This window comes from Pseudoroseicyclus sp. H15, from assembly GCF_054353345.1.
The window spans coordinates 551,576-570,387 of record NZ_JBTHJE010000001.1; the positions used below are offsets into that span (position 1 = coordinate 551,576).

At 66.8% G+C, this 18,812-nt stretch carries 21 protein-coding genes; 14 read left to right on the forward strand and 7 right to left on the reverse strand.

Going from position 1 to position 18,812, the window contains the following annotated elements; translation table 11 throughout:
* Window positions 1-87 precede the first annotated feature (87 nt).
* The 4 genes from ACXN5S_RS02560 to ACXN5S_RS02575 all read left to right on the forward strand — a co-directional run bounded on the left by ACXN5S_RS02560 (window position 88) and on the right by ACXN5S_RS02575 (window position 4,600).
* The gene (locus ACXN5S_RS02560; protein ID WP_458603814.1) at window positions 88-1,155 is read left to right on the forward strand and encodes a LysR family transcriptional regulator; all 1,068 of its coding nucleotides are present in this window, start codon (window positions 88-90) and stop codon (window positions 1,153-1,155) included.
* 150 nt (window positions 1,156-1,305) lie between these two features.
* Window positions 1,306-3,057, forward strand: coding sequence for an outer membrane protein assembly factor BamB family protein (locus ACXN5S_RS02565; RefSeq protein ID WP_458603815.1), 1,752 nt, complete (start codon window positions 1,306-1,308; stop codon window positions 3,055-3,057).
* Between the two features lie 122 nt (window positions 3,058-3,179).
* Window positions 3,180-3,704 (forward strand): c-type cytochrome, encoded by a 525-nt coding sequence (locus ACXN5S_RS02570; protein WP_458603816.1) that lies wholly within the window; start codon window positions 3,180-3,182, stop codon window positions 3,702-3,704.
* Window positions 3,705-3,790: 86 nt separating this feature from the next.
* On the forward strand, window positions 3,791-4,600 hold the full coding sequence (locus ACXN5S_RS02575) for a hypothetical protein (protein WP_458603817.1): 810 nt from the start codon (window positions 3,791-3,793) through the stop codon (window positions 4,598-4,600).
* 23 nt (window positions 4,601-4,623) lie between these two features.
* Here the strand turns inward: ACXN5S_RS02575 and ACXN5S_RS02580 are convergent, their stop codons facing one another.
* Window positions 4,624-5,391 carry a pentapeptide repeat-containing protein gene (locus ACXN5S_RS02580; protein WP_458603818.1) on the reverse strand — a complete coding sequence of 256 codons (768 nt, stop codon included), beginning with the start codon at window positions 5,389-5,391 and terminating at the stop codon, window positions 4,624-4,626.
* An 87-nt stretch (window positions 5,392-5,478) separates the two neighbouring features.
* Between ACXN5S_RS02580 and ACXN5S_RS02585 the strand changes: the two genes are divergently transcribed.
* From ACXN5S_RS02585 to ACXN5S_RS02600, 4 genes are read left to right on the forward strand one after another with little or no spacing between them, the layout of a single operon-like run.
* A complete protein-coding gene (locus ACXN5S_RS02585) occupies window positions 5,479-5,976 on the forward strand; it encodes a thermonuclease family protein (protein ID WP_458603819.1) in 498 nt (165 codons plus the stop codon).
* Between the two features lie 11 nt (window positions 5,977-5,987).
* Window positions 5,988-6,788 (forward strand): MotA/TolQ/ExbB proton channel family protein, encoded by an 801-nt coding sequence (locus ACXN5S_RS02590; protein WP_458603820.1) that lies wholly within the window; start codon window positions 5,988-5,990, stop codon window positions 6,786-6,788.
* A complete protein-coding gene (locus ACXN5S_RS02595; protein ID WP_458603821.1) occupies window positions 6,781-7,479 on the forward strand; it encodes a hypothetical protein in 699 nt (232 codons plus the stop codon). The genes ACXN5S_RS02590 and ACXN5S_RS02595 overlap by 8 nt, the downstream gene beginning before the upstream one ends.
* Window positions 7,476-8,057, forward strand: a complete 582-nt coding sequence (locus ACXN5S_RS02600; protein ID WP_458603822.1) for a hypothetical protein — start codon at window positions 7,476-7,478, stop codon at window positions 8,055-8,057. Before ACXN5S_RS02595 ends, ACXN5S_RS02600 begins: the two co-directional genes overlap by 4 nt.
* Before the next feature lie 32 nt (window positions 8,058-8,089).
* Here the strand turns inward: ACXN5S_RS02600 and ACXN5S_RS02605 are convergent, their stop codons facing one another.
* From ACXN5S_RS02605 to ACXN5S_RS02620, 4 genes are read right to left on the reverse strand one after another with little or no spacing between them, the layout of a single operon-like run.
* Entirely contained in the window at window positions 8,090-8,863 is a 774-nt protein-coding gene (locus ACXN5S_RS02605) for an ABC transporter ATP-binding protein (protein WP_458603823.1), read from the reverse strand.
* Window positions 8,860-9,591 carry an ABC transporter ATP-binding protein gene (locus ACXN5S_RS02610; RefSeq protein WP_458603824.1) on the reverse strand — a complete coding sequence of 244 codons (732 nt, stop codon included), beginning with the start codon at window positions 9,589-9,591 and terminating at the stop codon, window positions 8,860-8,862. The genes ACXN5S_RS02605 and ACXN5S_RS02610 overlap by 4 nt, the downstream gene beginning before the upstream one ends.
* Complete coding sequence (locus tag ACXN5S_RS02615) at window positions 9,570-10,427, reverse strand: ABC transporter permease (protein ID WP_458603825.1); 858 nt, start codon at window positions 10,425-10,427, stop codon at window positions 9,570-9,572. The genes ACXN5S_RS02610 and ACXN5S_RS02615 overlap by 22 nt, the downstream gene beginning before the upstream one ends.
* Window positions 10,428-11,429 (reverse strand): ABC transporter substrate-binding protein, encoded by a 1,002-nt coding sequence (locus ACXN5S_RS02620; RefSeq protein ID WP_458603826.1) that lies wholly within the window; start codon window positions 11,427-11,429, stop codon window positions 10,428-10,430.
* Between the two features lie 153 nt (window positions 11,430-11,582).
* On the opposite strand from ACXN5S_RS02620, the gene ACXN5S_RS02625 reads away from it, so the two are divergent.
* From ACXN5S_RS02625 to ACXN5S_RS02640, 4 genes are read left to right on the forward strand one after another with little or no spacing between them, the layout of a single operon-like run.
* Entirely contained in the window at window positions 11,583-12,017 is a 435-nt protein-coding gene (locus ACXN5S_RS02625) for a cupredoxin domain-containing protein (RefSeq protein WP_458603827.1), read from the forward strand.
* The gene (locus tag ACXN5S_RS02630) at window positions 12,017-12,997 is read left to right on the forward strand and encodes a PQQ-dependent catabolism-associated beta-propeller protein (RefSeq protein ID WP_458603828.1); all 981 of its coding nucleotides are present in this window, start codon (window positions 12,017-12,019) and stop codon (window positions 12,995-12,997) included. The genes ACXN5S_RS02625 and ACXN5S_RS02630 overlap by 1 nt, the downstream gene beginning before the upstream one ends.
* A 2-nt stretch (window positions 12,998-12,999) precedes the next feature.
* Window positions 13,000-14,175 carry an ABC transporter substrate-binding protein gene (locus ACXN5S_RS02635; protein WP_458603829.1) on the forward strand — a complete coding sequence of 392 codons (1,176 nt, stop codon included), beginning with the start codon at window positions 13,000-13,002 and terminating at the stop codon, window positions 14,173-14,175.
* A complete protein-coding gene (locus tag ACXN5S_RS02640) occupies window positions 14,166-14,978 on the forward strand; it encodes an ABC transporter permease (RefSeq protein ID WP_458603830.1) in 813 nt (270 codons plus the stop codon). The genes ACXN5S_RS02635 and ACXN5S_RS02640 overlap by 10 nt, the downstream gene beginning before the upstream one ends.
* Window positions 14,979-15,009: 31 nt before the next feature.
* On the opposite strand, the gene ACXN5S_RS02645 is transcribed toward ACXN5S_RS02640, so the two are convergent.
* Together ACXN5S_RS02645 and ACXN5S_RS02650 are read right to left on the reverse strand one after the other, a co-directional pair.
* A complete protein-coding gene (locus ACXN5S_RS02645; RefSeq protein WP_458603831.1) occupies window positions 15,010-15,840 on the reverse strand; it encodes a hypothetical protein in 831 nt (276 codons plus the stop codon).
* A 101-nt stretch (window positions 15,841-15,941) separates the two neighbouring features.
* On the reverse strand, window positions 15,942-16,766 hold the full coding sequence (locus ACXN5S_RS02650; protein WP_458603832.1) for an aldo/keto reductase: 825 nt from the start codon (window positions 16,764-16,766) through the stop codon (window positions 15,942-15,944).
* 135 nt (window positions 16,767-16,901) lie between these two features.
* On the opposite strand from ACXN5S_RS02650, the gene ACXN5S_RS02655 reads away from it, so the two are divergent.
* Both ACXN5S_RS02655 and ACXN5S_RS02660 read left to right on the forward strand, forming a co-directional pair.
* Window positions 16,902-17,723 carry an aldo/keto reductase gene (locus ACXN5S_RS02655; RefSeq protein WP_458603833.1) on the forward strand — a complete coding sequence of 274 codons (822 nt, stop codon included), beginning with the start codon at window positions 16,902-16,904 and terminating at the stop codon, window positions 17,721-17,723.
* A gap of 10 nt (window positions 17,724-17,733) precedes the next feature.
* The gene (locus ACXN5S_RS02660) at window positions 17,734-18,492 is read left to right on the forward strand and encodes a sugar phosphate isomerase/epimerase family protein (RefSeq protein WP_458603834.1); all 759 of its coding nucleotides are present in this window, start codon (window positions 17,734-17,736) and stop codon (window positions 18,490-18,492) included.
* Window positions 18,493-18,812: the final 320 nt, after the last annotated feature.

An 18,812-nucleotide genomic window follows, 5' to 3' on the forward strand; every position in this document is an offset into this window, starting at 1 on the left:
AACCCCGCCCCGCGGGACAGATCGCCCCGGTATTGTGCCGGCGCGCCGGCCTGCCCTGCCCGGCGGATCATGTGACGGACGAGTATCATGACGAACCTGACAGGCGGATTGCGCACATCGCCGGCGAGCGAAGTGGACATCAAGTTCCGCCAGCTCGAAATCTTCTACGCCGTGGTGGTGGCGGGCACGATCACCCGCGCCTCGCGCCGCATCGGCCTCAGCCAGCCCTCGATCAGCCAGCAGCTCGCCAAGCTGGAAGAAACGTTGGGCGCCAGGCTGATCGAGCGCAACCGCACCGGCACCGTGGCGCTGACGCCGGCTGGGGAGTTCTGGTTCCGCCATGCCGAGGAGATGCTGCGCGAGATGCAATCGGTGCTGCGCGAGCATGAGCAGCGCTTCCGCAACGGTTCTGTCGTGCTGCGCATGGGCATCACGCCCGCGATGCGCGGCACCTTCGTGATGGCCGCCGCCAAGATAGCCATGCGCGAAAGCGATTTTGCCAAGTTCGAGGTGGTCTACGACCTCAATTCCATGGCGCTGTTCGAGCAGCTGCGGATGCACAAGGTGAACGTCGCGGTGCTCGCTTCCGAGGTGCTGGGAGCCGAAGCGTCGTCTTTCGCCGTCGATCAGCTCTATGAGGAGAAGATGGCGCTGGCCGTGCCCGCCTCTGTCTCGGAAGACGAGATGCGCTATGCCTTCTCGCCGGGCGCCGACGCCGAGCGCATTCGCCCCGAGCTGCTCCGCTATGTCGAGATCGACGCGGCCGTGCCCACGCGCTCGCCCTCTGACGAATGGTACCGCGCCAACATGCCGATGGCCCGTTCGTCCTTCGGCGCGCCGAGCTTCACCGTGGCCTCCAGCTTCGTGGCCGAGGGGCTGGCAACGACCCATGTGCCGCTCTCCACCGCCTCGCATCTGCCGGCGGCGATGCGCGACAAGATGCGATTCTATGTGCTGCCGGGCATGTCGCGCAAAGTCGTCATCGCCATGCGCAAGCACCTGCTGACCCATGGTGCCTATGCGCGGATCTTCCGTGGCATCGTCGATTTCTGCCAGACAGAGCTGACGCGCACGATGTCAGAGCTCGACATCCAGCCGATCTGCCCGCTGATCGACGGGCCGGCGCCGCAAGCCGCCTCGCACGCCGCGGAATAGCGGCGGCGTTGCCAGGTCAGCGATGAGAATGTGGGTCATTTGGCCCCTCAATGCTGAACATTGGTAAAACAAGAAGCTGACAATGCCAGTTTCCTCCCACGCGCCAGCTGCCGCCGTGCAGCGCGCCGTTTCATGTTTGGGAGGACAGTAATGAAGCTCAGATCTTTGCTCGTGGGCTCGAGCGCCGCCATTCTGGCGCTCGCCCCTGCGCTTCTGCAGGCCGAGCCGGTTACGCCGGATCGCCTGCTCAACGCCGGTTCCGAAGAGGAAGCCGCCAACTGGTTGATGGTGCACCGCACCTATGACGGTAACCGCTTCTCGCCGCTCGACGGCATCACGGTCGACAACGTCGGCAATCTCGAGCTGGCGTATGCCATGCCCATCGGCGGCACCGAGCCGGCCGGCTTTGGTGTTGGCTCGATGGAAACGACGCCGCTCGTCAACGACGGCTTCCTTTATCTGAGCGACCCCTGGGGCACACCCTACAAGATCGACGTCTCCTCTGGCGACAAGGGCGAATACGCCTGGATCTGCGACACCGGCATCGACAAAGACCCGAGCCGCGGCATCCTGCTGGCCAACCGGGGCCTCGCGCTCTGGGGCAACCTCGTCATCTCCGCCCTGAACGACGGCCGCGTCATCGCCTGTGACGATGAGTATGGCGACATCCTGTGGGAGACGCAGGTCACCCAGAACCCGGGCGAAGGCTTCACCGCCGCGCCGCTGGTCATCGGCGACAAGATCCTCGTCGGCCAGTCCTATGGTGACTGGGCCACCCGCGGCTACATCGCGGCCCTCGACGCCGAGACCGGCGAAGAAGTCTGGCGCTTCTACACAGTGCCGGAGCCGGGCCAGCCGGGCTCTGAAACCTGGCTCTGCGATGAGACGGGCAACCCCGATTGCTGGAAGACGGGCGGCGGCGCTGCCTGGGTGACGGGCTCCTACGACCCCGAATCGAACCTGACGATCTGGGGTACGGGCAACCCGGTGCCGATGTACGACCCCGAATTCCGCCCGGGTTCGAACCTCTACACCAACTCCTCGGTCGCGCTGAACGTCGATACTGGCGAGATGGAATGGTTCTTCCAGTACACGCCTGGCGATTACATGGACTATGACGAAGTCGGCGTTCAGCTGCTTGTCGACACCCAGATCGATGGCGAAGACCGCAAGGTTCTGGCCCACTTCGGCCGCAACGGCATCTTCTACACGCTCGACCGGACCAACGGCTCCTACATCAACTCGGGCCAATACGTGAACGAGCTGACCTGGACCGAAGGGATCGACCCCAAGACCGGCAAACCGGTCGAGTATGATCCCGATGCGTCGCTGCAGACCTATGCGATGGGTTCCATCAGCCGCGCCGGTGACGAAGCCACCACCTGCCCGAACATCCAGGGCGGCGTGAACTTCTTCCCGACGGCCTACAACCCGAACACGGGCGTGGCCTATGGTGTCGGCCTCGAAGGCTGCTCCGATCTGTCGGTGAACGAAGTGGCGGTCGAAGACGTGACCCCCGGCCAGATCTTCACCGGCGGCGCCGGTGTGGCCTCGGGCGAGCAGAACGGCTCGATCACCGCGATCGACGTGGCCACGGCCACCGAAGCGGCCAAGGTTCAGACCCCCTACCCGATGTATTCCGGCGTCCTCGTGACCCCGGGCCTCGTGTGGACGGGTCAGACCGACGGCACCTTCGCCGCCTATGACGGCGAGTCGCTGGACGAGCTGTGGTCGATCAACATCGGCAACTCGATCCAGGCCCCGCCGATCACCTTCGAGGTGGATGGCACGCAATATGTCGCCATCACCGGCGGCGGCATTGGCCTGGCGGGCTTCGGCTACTCCGAGCTGGAGATGATGCCCGCGGCCAACATGCTCTACGTCTTCAAGCTCGGCGAGTAATCGCGGGCGCCTGAAGGCCGGGGCCGGGCAGCCGCGCGCTGCCCGGCCCTTTTCCCCCCGGGGGTGGCCCCCGGACGAGACAGCCATACCGAGACAAGAACAGCACAACGAGGCATCCCTAGATGATACGTTCCCCGCTTCGACTCCTGCCCGCCCTGGGCCTCGCCCTGATGGCTGGCACCGGCGCCTTCGCGCAGGACACCGCCGCCGACGAGCCGCTGGTCGGCGATCCCGAGCGCGGCAAGGTCGTCTACCAGAGCATCGGCTATTGCGTCGATTGTCACGGCTGGGCGGGCGACGGGAAGACGGGCCGCAACCCGCGCTCTCCCGATGCCGGCGCCAACCTGCGCGAGACCTATATGTATGCGGAAGACCTCGTGACCGTGGTGCGCTGCGGCCGCCCGGCGACCGAGATGCCCTTCCACGAAAGCCCGGCCTATCGCGACGACCGCTGCTACGGGCTGACCGAGGAAGACCTCGGCCCCGATACGCCGCCGCGCGGCCATACCTTCCGCCCTGTCGATGCTGAAAACGTGGTGGCCTACATGCAGGAGCACATGATCGGCCTGGGCGAGCCGACCTTTGACGAGTGCATCGATTATTACGGCGAAGGCGCCAGCGCCTGCGATTACCTCGCCGACAAATGACAGAGCGCGGCCCGGCATATCGGCTGTTGGCCCGCCTCACGCACTTCCGGCGCTCCCCCGCGCCGGTTCGGGGAGGGGTGCGCCGCATGGCCGCCCCCGCCCCGCGCGCGAGCGGCGCGCTGGATGCCCGCCGCCGCGCGCCTGTTTTGGCCATGGCCACCGCAGGCGCTGTCGCGCTGACGGCGGCGCTCGTGGCCCTCAGCCCCGGCGCCATGGCGCAGAACGTGCCGGGCGCGCCGCCGGGCATCACGCCCGTCTTCTCGATCTGGGATGTGCACCTCGGCGAGCCGGTCAGCCAGATCGACCCGCGCGACGTGGCCGAGATCGCCTGCGGAACCAACGGCGGCCCGCCCTCGCTGCCGCTCGACAGCTTCGGCGATTGGCAGACCTGCCCGGTCGAGGAAGAGACCGGCCTGCGCGAGGTCTATTTCACCTATGACGACGAGGAAGATTACATCGCCCGCGCGCTGGAGCTCGAATACCAGGTGCTGCGCGGCGGCACGTCTGTCTTCGCAAACCCGGTGATGGTCTCGATCCTCGTCGATGACGAGGGGCTCGCCCAGGGCATCCGCATCATCACCGACGACCGGGTGAGTGACATGGACCGGCGCAATGCCGTGGCCCTCGCCCGCAATTTCGAGGCGCGCTATTCCGGCTGGAACCTCGATTGCGAGGATATTCCGCCCCGCGAGGGCGAGATGCCCGTGGGCAACCAGTTCACCCATTACATCTGCACGGGCACCGACCCCGAGGGGAGCGGCGCCACGCTGAAGATCGAGGCGAGCTACCTGCGCAAGCGCGGGCAGGTCGCCATCAACCGCGAGACCCAATCCGTCAATTCCGGCTATTTCGAAAGCCGCACCGCCTTCCAGCTCCTCACCGCGGCGGCGTCGTGAGAGCTGGAGAGGCGAGCCGCGGGCTATTCTGCCTGGATACGCCCGTTGGGCATGAAATTGCCCGTCATCTCGGCGACGTCGGCAAAGACCTCGCTGCCGGTGCGCGACCGGGTGAACCGGTTACCGGTGAGCGTGGCGCCGGTGAAGGTGGCGCGGCGCAGGTCGGAATCCATGAAATCGCTGAGCGAGATATCGGCGCCGGTGAAGTCCGCCCGGCTCGCCTCGCTGCCGACGAAGCCGGTGTAGCTGGCGGTAATGCCGGCAAAGGTGCTGCCGCCGAGGCGCGCCTCGTTGAGATTGGTCTGCAGCATATGCGCACCGGTGAAATCGACGTTGTTCGCCACCGCGGCGCGGCCCACAGCCCTGTCGAGAGTCACGCCGGTCAGATCGGCCGAGGTGAGGCGGGCGTGCTGCAGGCGCGTCTCGGTAAGATCGGCCTCGGCGAAATTGCTGCCGGAGAGCTGCGCCTCGTAGAACATCGCCCGGGTCAGATCGGCCCCGGCGAAGCTGGCCTGGGTGGCATCCGCCAGGTTGAAATTGGTGCCCCGCGCCGTGACGCCATCGAGGATGGCGCCGCGCAGATTGGCCCGGTGCAGCGTGGCGCCGCTCAGGTCGGCCCCCGTGAGGTCGACACCCTCGAGGTTGGCCTTCTTGAAATCGGCATCCGTCAGGTCGCAGCCCCGGCATTCGGTGAGCAGACCCGCCGCCAGATCGGCGGCGTCGTCGGCAATGAGCGGGGCTGGCAGCAGAGCCAGGGCGAGAGCGGGTCGGGCAAGGATAGCGAGGCGCATGATGTCTCCTGGGAGAATGGCATGATCACCGTGCAACGTAGCGCATGGGCGGGCCTGAGGGCCGGCCTAACCTCATTGGCTTTGGCAATGTTTCCCATTGCCGCGGCGGCCCAATCGGGTGACGAGCCGGCGCCGCCCGAGGTGAGCGGCGAGGTGACGGGGGCGGCCGAGGTGATTGACGCCGACATCCTCGTCGTCGGTGGCCAGCAGCGGGTGATCCTCTGGGGCATCGACGCGCCCGAACGCAGCCAGACCTGCCGGCTCGATAGCCGCGAATGGGGCTGCTACGACGCCGCCCGCCGCGCGCTGCAATCGATGGCCGAGCGCGGCGAGGTGACCTGCACGCTCTATGGCGAGCCCGATCCCTTCAACCGCTACTACGGCCAGTGCCTGTCGAACGGCGAGGATCTGGGCGAGGCCATGGTGAAGGCCGGGCTGGCCATGGCCTATCTCGAGCAGACTGACGATTACGAGCTGGCACAGATCGATGCCATCACCGCCGGTGTCGGGCTTTGGCAGCCGGGGGCCGAATTCGTCGAACCATGGGAATTCCGGCGCACCAACACGCCGGGCGGCTATCGCTGAAGGGGCAAGTCATGAGTGTACAGAGTGAGGGCGGCGCCGCAGGGCGTCTGCAGACAGCTATGCGCGGCGGCGCCTATGATGCGGTGCTGCGCTGGGTGATCCTGGTCGCGCTGATCTGCCTCGGCGCCGCTGTTCTGTGGGATTACGGCTTCCTGTCGTACATGTTCGCCGTCGATCAAAGCCGGATCGCGGCGCTGATCATCATCGTCTTTGCCGGCTATTCGATCTACTGCCTCGCCACCATCGTGCGCCTCGGCGGCGAATACCGCGAGCTGCTGAATGTGGAAGAGCGGCTGGCCGGCCCCGGCGCCGCCGGCACGGCCCGCGCGCTCGCCCCCCGCCCCGGCGCGCCGCTGGTCACCAGCTTTCTCGCCGACGTGGCCCTGAAATACGGGCGAGACCCGGATGGCGACCGCGGCATCCTCGCCACCTCCTTCGCCGCCTCTCTGCGCAAGCCAGCGCGGGCCGGGCTCTATGCCTCCGACCTCCTGTACAAGCTGGGGATGCTCGGCACGGTCATCGGCTTCGTCATCATGCTTGGCTCGATGGACGATCTGACCAGCTTCGAGGTGGACAATCTGCGCGACGCGCTGACCCAGATGACCGGCGGCATGGCCATCGCGCTGCTCACCACCATCGCCGGCCTCGTCTGCGGCATCCTGCTACGCGTGCAGTTCAACATCGCCGACAGCCTGGCCTCGCGCATTCAGGCGCGGGCCGTGCGGGCCAGCGAAGTGGCGCTGGTGCCGGCGCTGGCCGAGGCCGAGCGCGAAGCGCTGGTGGCGGAACGGGCAGGGCGCGCCGATGTATGATCCCGAGCCGGAGACAGAGTTCGACGTCTTCACCGACCTGCTGTTCAACTCGCTCGTCGCGATCACCTTCATGTTCTTCCTCGCCTTCGCGATGATCAATCCCATCGCCGAGACGGGCAAGATCGACCCGAAGGCCGAGTTCCTGATCACGGTAACCTGGCCCGACAATAGCGAGGACGATGTCGACACCTATGTCGAAGACCCGGCGGGCAACATCGTGTGGTACACGCGGCGCGAGGCGGGGTTGATGCATCTCGATAGGGATGACCGCGGCATGTACCGCGACGTGATCCTCGTGAACGGCGAAGAGATCGCCAACCCGCTCAACCAGGAAAGCGTGTCGATCCGCGGCAAGGCCGACGGCGAATACGTGGTGAACGTCGTGCACTTCATCTCGAATGGCGGGCCGATCCCCGTGTCGGTGAAGGTCGAGAAGCTCAATCCCGAGGTGCAGGTGATCTATTACGAAACGCTGACGCTCGATCACACCGGCCAGGAGGAGACGGCGGTGCGCTTCACCATGCAGGGCGACGAGGTGGTCGATGTGAACAACCGCCCCCGCAGCCTAGTGGAGCTGACCCGCCAGGGCGGCAACACGCCCGAGGCGGCCCCGGTGATCGACAGCGGCTCGGGCGCGCTGAACGGCGCCAGCTCGGGCGGCGGCACAGGCAGTGGTGACGCGAACAAATGACGACGCTTATTCTTGGCCTCTCCGCCTCCTACGCCCTGCTCGCCGGCCTTCTCGCCTGGCTGGTGATCGCCAGCCGCGCGCATCTGCTCATCAAGCTCGCGGTCACCATCGCCGTCGTCATCGCGGCGCCGCTCACCTATCGCGGCATCGGCGAGCTGCGCGGTCTGCCCAGCGATGCCGAACCGCCGCCCTCCTTCCAGCTCTTCTGGGCGAAGGTGGATGAGCCGAACCCGCTGACGGACGATCCGGGCAGCGTGTTCCTGTGGATTCAGAAGCTCGACGAAGACAACTTCCCCACCGGCCTGCCGCGTGCTTACCAGCTGCCCTACGAGGAAGACCTCGTGCGCAAGGTCGAGGTTGCTCTTGGCCGGATCAGCGATGGCGAAGAGGTTGGCGGCGTCATCGAGGATGAAGCCTCGGGCGAGACCGCCGAGGAGCTGGCCGAGGAAGAGGCCGAAGAGGCCGCCGATGACGGCCCCGATTCCAGCATGATCGGCGACAGGGGCTTCCAGCTCGATCCCGGGGACCTGGTGTTCGGCGAGCGCCCGGCGCCAAGAACACCCGAAAAGCCGGACTGACAGGCGGGCGCTCCAGCGCCCGCCCCCGCGCCTCAGGCCTCGGGAACCTCGCCCTCCTGCGGCGTGGCAGCGCTGGGCGGCAGGCCGGTAAGGGCGATATAGGCGCCCGTCAGATCCTCGGTGCCCGTCTCGGCCAGAAGCGTCGCCGGCGTCTCTTCGCGGCGCACCTCGCCCTGCACCAGCAGCACGATCCGCGCTGCTGCCTCCACCTCTTCCGCCAGGTGGGTGGACCAGAGCACAGCCGTACCCTCCCGTTCCGCCAGCGCGGCGATGTCGGTGACGAGGCGCTGGCGCGAGGCCGGGTCGAGACCCGTCGAAGGTTCGTCGAGCAGCAGAAGCTCGGGCTGCGACAGCATCGCGCGAGCAATCTCCACCCGCCGCTGGTTACCGCCCGAGAGCTGTCGGACGGGCCGGTCGAGCAGGTCGCTGATCTCCATCAGATCGGCCATCTGCGCGATCCTCCGCCGCAGATCCTGCCCCCAAAGGCCGAAGAGCCCGCCATGGAACCGCAGGTTGGCGCGCACCGAGATATCGGCGTCGAGCGAGCGCGACTGAAACACCACCCCGACCCGCGCGAGGATCGCCGAGGGCGCGTCGCGGTAGTCGAGGCCAAAGAGCTTCACCTCGCCGCCATCGGGCGCGAAGAGGCCGGCGCAGATCTGGAAGAGCGTCGACTTGCCGGCGCCATTGGGGCCGAGCAGGCCCACCAGCTCGCCGCGCCGCACCTCCATCGTCACGCCGCGCAGGGCGGGCTTGCCGCCATAGCTCTTCTTGACTCCATTCAGCTCCAGCACGGGTTTGGTCATGTCAGCACCGCCTCCTCGCCCGCGGCTTCGCGGAGCTCTGCCAGAATGTTGCGAACGTCGGCCTCGCTGCGCTCATGCGCCGGCACCTTCGGGGTGATGTCGGCGGGTATGCGCACGGGCCGGCCACTGAGCAAAACCACGCGGTCGGCCAGCCGCGCGGCATCTTCGGGGTCGTGCGAGACCAGCACGACCGTCGGGCTGCCCTCGTGGATTAGCCGCAGAAACAGGCCCTGCAGATCGCGCACCACGGCGCGGTCGAGCGAAACGAAGGGTTCGTCGAGCAGCAGCATGCCGGGATGCACGCAGAGCGCCCGCGCCAGGGCGGCGCGGCGTTGCATGCCGCCCGAAAGCGCGTGGGGGAAGACATCTGCCTGCCCCTCAAGATGCACGGTGCCGAGCAGCTCTTCGATCTCGCCGTCGCTCAGGCCGGGCGCCACGGCGCGCAGATTGCCGGCGACGGTGAGCCAGGGCATCAGCCGCGCATCCTGAAACACATAGCCCGGCACCGGCGCTTCATGCGCGGGCTGATTGCCCACGCGCATCTCGCCCTGAAAGCCGCGCTCGGCCCCGCCGATGATGCGCAGAAGCGTCGTCTTGCCCACGCCGGAGGGCCCCAGCAGCGCCAGCACCTGGCCGGGCGGCACATGCAGCGTGAACCCCTCGAAGAGGGTGCGGCCGCCGAAGACGAGCCGATCGAGCTGAAGGGTCAGTTCCGGTCCGCGCGCCACCTCAGAACCCTTCTCTCAAGTGGGCGCAGAAGCCCGTATTCGATGACCATGATGACGAGCACGAAGACCGTCGCATAGGCGAGGATGCCCGTCATGTCGAAGAACTGGAAATAGACGCCCACCCGAAAGCCGACACCGCCGTCAGAGCCCAGCACCTCGAAGACCAGCACCATCTTCCAAACCAGCGATAGCCCGGTGCGGGCGGCGGCGAGCAGGTAGGGCACGAGTTGCGGGGTGAGCACGAGGCGCAGGTAGCGGGCGCGCGGCATCCGAAACATGCGGGCCAGCTCGTCGAAATCCTCCGACAGGCTGCGCACGCCTTCGCGCATCATCGTGGTGACCAGCGGCACCTTGTTGATGACGACGGCGATGACGAGCGCCACATCCGTCAGCCCCAGCCAGATGTAGCAGATGATCCCCACCACGATGGCGGGGATGTTCAGCCCCACGACCACCCAGGGGCTGAGCAGTCTGTCGATGGGCCGGATGCGCCCCAGCGCGATGCCGATCGCGGTGCCCAGCACCATGGCGATCACGAAGCCGGCGAAGGCCCGCGTCAGCGTCTGCGCAAAATCGTCGATCAGCCGGCCGCCCAGCAGCTCCTGCCAGATCTCGGCCGCCACGGCGACGGGGCCGGGCATGAAGCGCGACTGGGCGATCCAGGCCGCGCATTGCCAGAGAAGCAGCAAAAGGGGCAGCGACAGGATCTCCAGCAGCCGCCCCTGCATGAACCGGCGCGGCGGCTCGGGCGCCGCGTCTGCCGCGTCACCCGGAGTGCCGTCGGCTGCCCGCCAGGTCGCGCCCGCCGCGGGCCCGTTCTGGCGGGTCTCGCTCACTCAGTTCCCCTCGTAGCCGTCCCAGAAGGTGCCGGGCGCAATTTCGGGGTTGTCGCCGATCAGATCGGAGCCACCGTATTCAGCCATCAGCGCAAAGCTCTGCGCCGCGGCCTCTTCGGCCTCAGGGCCATAGGTGGTGACGATGCCGGCGCGGTAATCGTCGCGCAGCGTTTCGAACAGCGCGTCATCGTCGCCCACGTTCATCACGGGGCGAATGGTCTCCCACAGCTCGTCATCCGTCAGAAGCTTCTGCTTTGTCTCGTAGGAGGCATCGAGGAAGCCCTCGATGATGTCGTCATTCTCTTCGGCATAGCTCTCGGAGAAGACCCAGCCCAGCAGCGGCGGCGTCTCGCTGACGCCCAGCTCGGCCAGCATTTCTTCGACCGTGATCAGCTCGACCGCGCCCTCGACCTTGGCCCGGGCGTTGAAGTGCCAGAAGTTGAGCGCCGCATCCGCATCGCCCGAGGTGAGCTGCTCGTTGACGAGCGGCGGGGCGCCGAAGGTGGCCGTCACCTGGTCGGGCAGCGCTTCGCCGAACTTGGCCATGTAATAGGCCTGCAGAGTGACATAGCTCTTGTCGACCGGCCCGCCCGCGATGGCGATGGTCGAGCCGGGCAGATCCTCGACGCTCTGCACAGGGCCATCGGGCATCACCATCAGCGCGCCGACAGCGAGCGAATGGGGCACGAAGGTGAAGTCAGAGCCCTCATGGCGCTGCACCGAGGTCCAGAGGAAATCGGAGAGGATCACATCCACCCGGTCGCCCTGCAGGGCTACCTGGCCGGCGCCGGTATTGGCGACGGGGCGCATCTCGACTTCCACGCCGTGCTTCTCATCGAGATGAAGCGACTTCATCGCCTCGATCTCCCAGGTCGCGGTGCCGCCCTCGAGCAGGGCAACAGTGATCTCCTGGGCGGGCGGGCTGAAGGCAAAGGCGGTGCCGGCAGCAACGCTGCCCAGCAGCACAGCGGCCGAGCCCATGTAGGTGGTGAGTGTACGCATGATGATCCTCCCCTCACGTCTCTCGACTAGGTTTGCGACTGGGTATCATGCAGCACCATTAGCCGCGCCAATATTGAACATTGCAGCAGTTGAATTGACGGAACTGCCGGCGGGGCGGAGGATGCCCCCAGTACTATTGGGGAGGAGAGGTCGATGAGTGTAATCACGCGTCTGAACGCGGCGGCGGCATTGTGTGTGGCTGTTTCTCTCGGGGCGGCAGCGCCGGCCATGGCAGAGGGCAATCTCGCCGCCGTGCCAACAACGCTCGACACGCTTGAGCTGGGCGGCGATCTGTCGATTTCCACCAGCGAGTACACGCTGGAGACCGGGAAGTACTATCACCTGACGGTCGCCTCCGACGGTATCGAGGAATTCGCTTTCATGGCCCCCGAGCTGTGGCGCAATTCCTGGATCAACCAGGTCGTCATCAACGATCTCGAAGTGAAGCCCATGGGCCTTTACTCGATCGAGTTCGATGACGAGGGCGAGATCGATATCTGGTTCGTGCCCATCCGGCCCGGCCGCTACGACTTCTGGGTCGACGGCTATGAGAACCGCGGCATGGCCGGCTTCTTCATGGTGAATTGATGGCACGCCTGACCGGCCTCATCGCCCCCGCCATTCTGGCTCTCGCCTGCACGCCCTTCGGCGCGTGGGCTCAGGGCAGCGGCGATATCTTCGTCTCGCTCGAACGCGGCAACGAGATCGTCGTGCTCAACAGCGATTACGAGATCATCGACCGCATCGAGACCTCTCGCCGCCCGCGCGACATGCATTTCAACGCCGACAAGACGCTGCTCTACGTCGCCGCCGGCGACGACGACGTCATCGATGTGATCGACGTCGCCACGCATGAATTGGTCGACAACATCCCCACGGGCCCGAGCCCCGAAGTGTTCACCTTCTCGCCTGACGGCACGCAGATCTATGTGTCGAACGAGGAGGACAGCACGCTGGAATACATCGACCTCGCCACCGGCACGGTGACGAACCGCGTGCCCACAGGCGCCGAGCCCGAGGGGGTGATCAATGGCGTCAACGGCGAGGTGATCTATGTCACCTCCGAAGTCGCCGACATGGTGCATGTGGTCGACCGTGCCTCGGCCCGCGTGGTCAAGAACATCATCGTCGGCACGCGGCCCCGCCGCTTTGTCACCACGCCCGACGGCGCCGAGCTTTGGGTTTCGGACGAATTGTCGAGCGAAGTGCATGTGATCGACACCGAGACCAACGAGATCAAGGAAGTGTTGACCTTCCTGCCCCCGGGTTTCCGCCCTGAGGATGTGACGCCCGTCGGCATGACGATCACCGAGGATGGCAGCCGTATCCTGATCAGCCTTGGCCGCGCCAACCATGTGGCCGTGGTGGATGCCGCCACCCGCGAGGTCGAAGCCTATATCCTCGTCGGCAGCCGGGCCTGGTCGGTCGCGCTCAGCCATGACGAAACCAAGGCCTATGTGGCCAACGGCCTGAGCGACGACATCACCGTCATCGACATGGAAAGGCTGCGCCCCGTCACCTCGATCCCGGTCGGCCGCACGCCGCATACCATCGTGGTGGACGACTGATCATGGCGCTGATCCGCTTCGCGATCTTCTGCATCGTTCTGTTTCTGCCCATCGCCGGGCAGGCACAGGACGATCCGCTGTCGGAAGTGGTCATCGGCCATATCTCATTGGCCGACGATCCGCGCTACCAGCAGAACTGGGGCTATGCCCGCCTGATCGTGCCGCCGCCGGTGCGCACCATCGAAGGGGCCGAGATGGCGGTCGACGATCTGGCCTTCGTCAGCCAGTCGATGGGCCTCGCGCCCCGGATAGAGGCGCGCGAGGTGGCGCCAGACGGCGTGGTGCCGACGCTGCAGGAGCTGGTGGACATGGGCGCGCTCTTTGTGCTGCTCGATCTGCCCGCCGATCTGGTTGAGCAGGCCGCCGAAGCGGGCGAGGGGATGGCGGTGACGCTCATCAACGTCTCCGCCAATGACAATGCGCTGCGCACCGCCTGCCATGCCGGCCTGCTGCATTCCGCCCCGTCCGACCGGATGCTCATGGATGCCTTCGCGCAATTCCTGCGTGCGAAGGACTGGACGCGCGTGCTGATGCTGGTGGGGGAAAACCCGCAGGACGCAGTTACCGCCGATGCCTTCGAAGACAGCGCCGCCCGCCTGCGCCTGACCATCGAAGAGCGGCGCGACTTCACGCTGGCGGCCGACCCGGCCAGCCGCGAGGGCAACAACATCGCGCTGCTCACCTCCGGCGCCCGCTACGACGTGGTCTTCATCGCCGATGACCGCGGCGAGTTCGCCCGCTACGTGCCCTATGCCACGCAAGACGCCCGGCCCGTCATCGGCGCCACGGGGCTGACGGCGGAATCCTGGCACTGGGCGATGGAGCGCGATGGCGCGACGCAGGTCTCTTCGCGGTTTGACAAGGCCTATGGGCGGCGCATGTCTTCGGCCGACTGGTCGGCCTGGGTTGCGGTGAAAAGCGTGCTGCAGGCCTATACCCGCGCCCCCGAGCAGACGGTGGAGAGCATGACCAGCTACATGGCCTCTGACGACATGGCGCTCGACGGCTCGAAAGGCGTGCAGCTCAACTACCGGCCGTGGGACGGGCAGCTGCGTATGCCCATCCTGCTCGCCACGAGCGATGCGGTGATTGTCGTGGCCCCGGTTGAGGGCTACCTTCATGCGACGAACGTGCTCGACACGCTCGGGATGGATGAGGCCGAATTCGCTTGCAACTGACCGCACGCCACCTTGGACTTGGGCTTTGGGTGATCATAGCGCGGGAGCTGGCAAAATTCGTCCGCCAGCGTGAGCGCCTGATCTCCAGCCTCGTGCGACCGCTGCTCTGGCTGCTGGTGTTTGCCACCGGCATGCACGATCTGCTCGGCATCTCGATCATCGAGCCCTACACCACCTACACGCCCTATCAGGAGTTCATCCTGCCGGGGCTGATCGGCATCGTGGCGCTGTTCCAGTCGATGCAATCGGCCCTGAGCCTGGTTTATGACCGCGAGGCCGGCGTGATGCGGGTGATGCTCGTCACCCCGTTGCCGCGGCCATTCCTGCTCTTCGCCAAGATCCTTGCAGCCTCGGTGCTGGCGCTTGCGCAGGCGCTCGCCTTCCTCGCGGTGGCGGCGATCTTCAAGATCACCCTGCCCTGGGGCACAGTGGCTTGGGCTATTCCCGCCATCCTCGCCGCCGGGCTGATGCTGGGTTCGATCGGGCTGGTCGTGTCGGTCTACACCAACCAGATCGAAAACTTCGCCGGCATGATGAACTTCGTCATCTTCCCGATGTTCTTTCTCTCCTCGGCCCTCTACCCCTTGTGGAAGCTGCGCGAGGCGGGGGCTGAGATCGTGTACTGGCTGGCTGTCTGCAACCCGTTCACCCATGCGGTCGAGCTGATCCGCTTCGCCGCCTACGGGCAGATAAACTGGGTCAGCCTCGCCGTGGTGACGGGCGTGGGCCTGGTCGCCTTCGGCCTGGCCGTGCGCGGCTACGACCCGCAAAAGGGCGCGATCCGCCGGGTGAAGCGGGGCTGAGGCTCAGGCCCCCAGGTTCGGGCCCCCAGGTTCAGGCTCGCATCGCCCGGGAGGGGCGCAGCGAGAAGACCACCGCCAGCAGGCAGCCGCAGAGCAGAAGAAACAACAGTCCGGCGATGCCCCAGCGCACGGCGGGCAGCGATTCCAGCTCGACCCCCGGCCAGTCAGTGCCTCCGGTGAGGATCACACGGCCATGCGCGCCGCCTTCCGAGCCGAGCGAGATGCCGGTCGCGAGCGGCACATAGCCCTGCACCTCGCTGCCCGCATCATCGAGCGGCACCGCATCGCCCGGCGCCCTGTCGAGCCAGACGCGCGCCACGGCGCTCTCGCCCGCCGCCATCGTGCCGAATTCCAGCGCGGTGATCCCCGCCGCCGTCTGCCGCAGCTCGCGCGGCTGGCCCTCGCCATCCTCGGCGATCAGAGCGCCGGGCAGGGTGATGGCAACGTCGGAGAGCGCGTCGCCGCTGCGATTGGTCACCTGCACCTCGGCGACGGAGCGTACGTCTGCGAGCGAGAGGATCTCGGCCAGCGGCCCGGATTGCTCCATCAGGCCGCGCGTCACTGCCGGGCTCATCAGCCGGGGCAGGGCGACCTCGCGCAGCTTCTCCAGCCCGTCGCTGCTAAGCGTCACCCGCAGGGCGACATCGCGGGAGGCGCGGTCATCGAGTTCGCGCAGCAGGTAATCCGACAGCAGCTGCGGGTCCGCCCCAAAGCCGGAGGGCAGCGGAAAGGTCTGGATGTCCACCCGTGCCTGCAACCCACGGGGCTGAAGCAGGTCGCCCCGGCCGGACAGAACCACAAGCCCCGCCAGCGCGGCAGCGCCAAGAGCCAGAGCGATAAGAAGGGTGAGAACGCGCGTCATGAAAGCCTCGATGCCATTGCCGGGCGACCATGCCCGCGCTCACCCGTTCTTCGGGCGATGCGCGGGATTGGCAAAGCCAATGACGGCCCCTTAGGCGCCCTCTAGTCCCAGTCGGGCGCGCTGGCCGGGTCGATATGGCGGGGCAGATCGGGGATCGAGTCGATGATCGCCATCTCGTCCACCGTCAGCTCCAGCGTCTCGGCCGCCATGTTCTCGCCCGCCCGCTCGGGCTTGCTGGTGGTGGGGATGGCGCAATAGCCGCGGGTCAGCTCCCAGGCGAGCGCCACCTGTGCCGGCGTCGCGCCATGCGCCTCGGCGATGGCGGCGATCTCGGCATCCTGCCCCAGCCGCCCGCCGGCGATGGGCTGGTAGCAGACCACGCCGATGCCCGCCTCCTGGCAATAGCTCGCCAGCTTCTCGTTCTTGAACAGCGGGTTAAGTTCGACCTGGTTGCAGACGATCTCGCCCTCGCCAAGGATGCCCGCCGCCTCTTTGAGCAGTGCGATGGGGAAGTTCGACACGCCGATATGCCGGGTCAGGCCGGCGGCCTTCGCCTCGGCCAGCTGGGTGAGATACACCCCCAGCGGCACTTCGCCATTGGGCGAGGGCCAGTGGATGAGCGTCAGGTCGACCTGATCGAACTGCAGCTTGCGCAGGCTCTCCTCCAGCGAGGGCACCAGCTTGCCGGCGCCGAAATTGCCTACGTCGATCTTGGTCGTGACAAAGATCTCGTCCCTGGGCAGGCCCGAGCGGCGCACGGCCTCGCCCACCTCGGGTTCGGTGCCGTAGTTCTGCGCCGTGTCGAGATGCCGGCAGCCGGCCTCGATGGCGGCGAGCATCGGCGCGATCCCGTCGTCGCCCTCGCGGTGGACGGTGCCGAAGCCAAGGGCGGGGATATGTGCGGGGCCGGGGAGTGTCTTGACCATGAAAGGCTCCTTGCTGCCGGAATGCGGTTGACCCTTAGGGTGGGGCGCCGGCACGCCATGTCCACCCCCGCTGGACTTCCCGCTGCGGGAGGTTACGTTCCGCCCAAAGTTTGTCTGACAATCACGGGGGGAGCCATGAGTGCGACACAAACGATAGGTGTGGTGCCGCGCATCGGCTACGGCACCTGGCAGCGCCGCGGCGACGAGGCGCGGGCCTGCACCCTGGCGGCGCTGGAGGCTGGCTACCGGCATATCGACACCGCCGAAGGCTATGAGAATGAAGGCGAGGTGGGCCAGGGCATCGCTGAAAGCGGGTTGCCGCGCGGCGAAATCTTCGTGACGACCAAGGTGAAGCCCGAGCATCTCGGCCCCGGCGAGGTGCGCCCGGCGCTGGAGGCCTCGCTCGGCCGGCTCGGACTCGATCACGTCGATCTCTGCCTCGTGCACTGGCCCTCCATCGGCGATGAATACGAGGTGGCGGAGTATCTGGGCCAGATGGCCGAGGTGCAGCAGGCCGGGCTGACCCGGCATATCGGCGTGTCGAACTTCACCCGCCGCCATATCGACCGGGCGGTCGCGGCGCTGGGCGCGGGCGCCATCGCCTGCAATCAGGTCGAGATTCACCCCTATCTGCAGAACGACGCCATCGTGGACCATTGCCGCTCGCTCGGCATCCCCACCACCGCCTATTGCCCGCTCGCCCGCGGCAAGGTGGCGAGCGACCCTGTCATCTGGCGTATAGCCGAGGCGCATGGCGCGACCGCGGCGCAGGTGGCGCTCGCCTTCCTGCTGGCCGAGGGGCACATCGTCATTCCCACGTCATCGAAGCCTGACCGGATCGCCGAGAACCTTGGCGCGCTGGATCTGTCGCTGACGGCGGAGGACATCGAGAGCATGCGCGGCCTTGAGGCCGGCCAGCGGCTCGTCACCGGCACCTGGGCCCCGAAATTCGACTGATGAGGATCACATGACCGATTACAGCTACCAGCTTTACTCCTCGCGCAATTTCGGGCCGCTGCCCGACACGCTGAAGATGCTCGCCGACCTCGGCTACAAGGGCGTCGAAGGCTACGGCGGGCTCTATGCCGACAAGGAAAAAACCGACGAGCTGATGCGCCTGCTGGGCGACACCGGGCTGACGATGCCGACGGGGCATTTCGGCCTGGCACAGGTGAAGAGCGAGCCCAAGCGTGTGCTCGACATCTGTGAGCAGACCGGGATGGAGGGCGTCTTCGTGCCCGCAATCCCCGCCGACGAGCGGGTGAAGGATGCTGCCGGCTGGGCGGCGCTGGGCCGCGAGCTGGCAGAGGCTGGCAAGCCGTTCTGGGATGCCGGCCTCACCTTCGGCTGGCACAACCACGCCTTCGAATTCGCCGATATCGGCGGGGCGGAGAAGCCGCTCGACCTGATCCTCGCCGCCGATGACCGGCTGGCGCTGGAGATGGACGTGGCCTGGGTGGCCGTCAGCAAAGAAGACCCGCTGGTCTGGATCGCGAAATACGGCGACCGGATCGTCGCGGCCCATGTGAAGGACATCGCCCCCGCCGGCTCCGCCCCCGACGAGGACGGCTGGGCCGACGTGGGCCACGGCACGCTCGACTGGCCGGCCCTGATGGGCGGGCTGAAGGAGAAGACCAACGCCCGCTGGTTCGTCATGGAGCACGACAACCCGAACGACGATGCGCGGTTCGCAAGGCTGTCGATCCTAGCGGGGCAGTCGCTGTAGGGCGGGGTTCACCCCGTTACCTCTCCGCTCCATCCCTCGCGCGGAATCAAGGCCGTCAGGCCGCCGCGCGAGCGCCTGCCCGTTCCCGCGGGCTGGGGCTCTGGTGAAGGCAGCGCCTAGCCCTCCGCTGGGAGGAGCGCGCCAGGCATAGAGCGCTGTAGCGGGGCGGTTGAGGCGCAACCCCACGGGCCGGCGTGAGAGGTGGTCTTCGGTCGCAAGCGTCTTCTGAAGGCGAACGGCGAGGTAAGGCCACATTCCGCCGGCACAATTCGCAGCGAGGCAGAGCGCCGCGCATTGTTCTGCCCCGCCGCCAGCGCTAA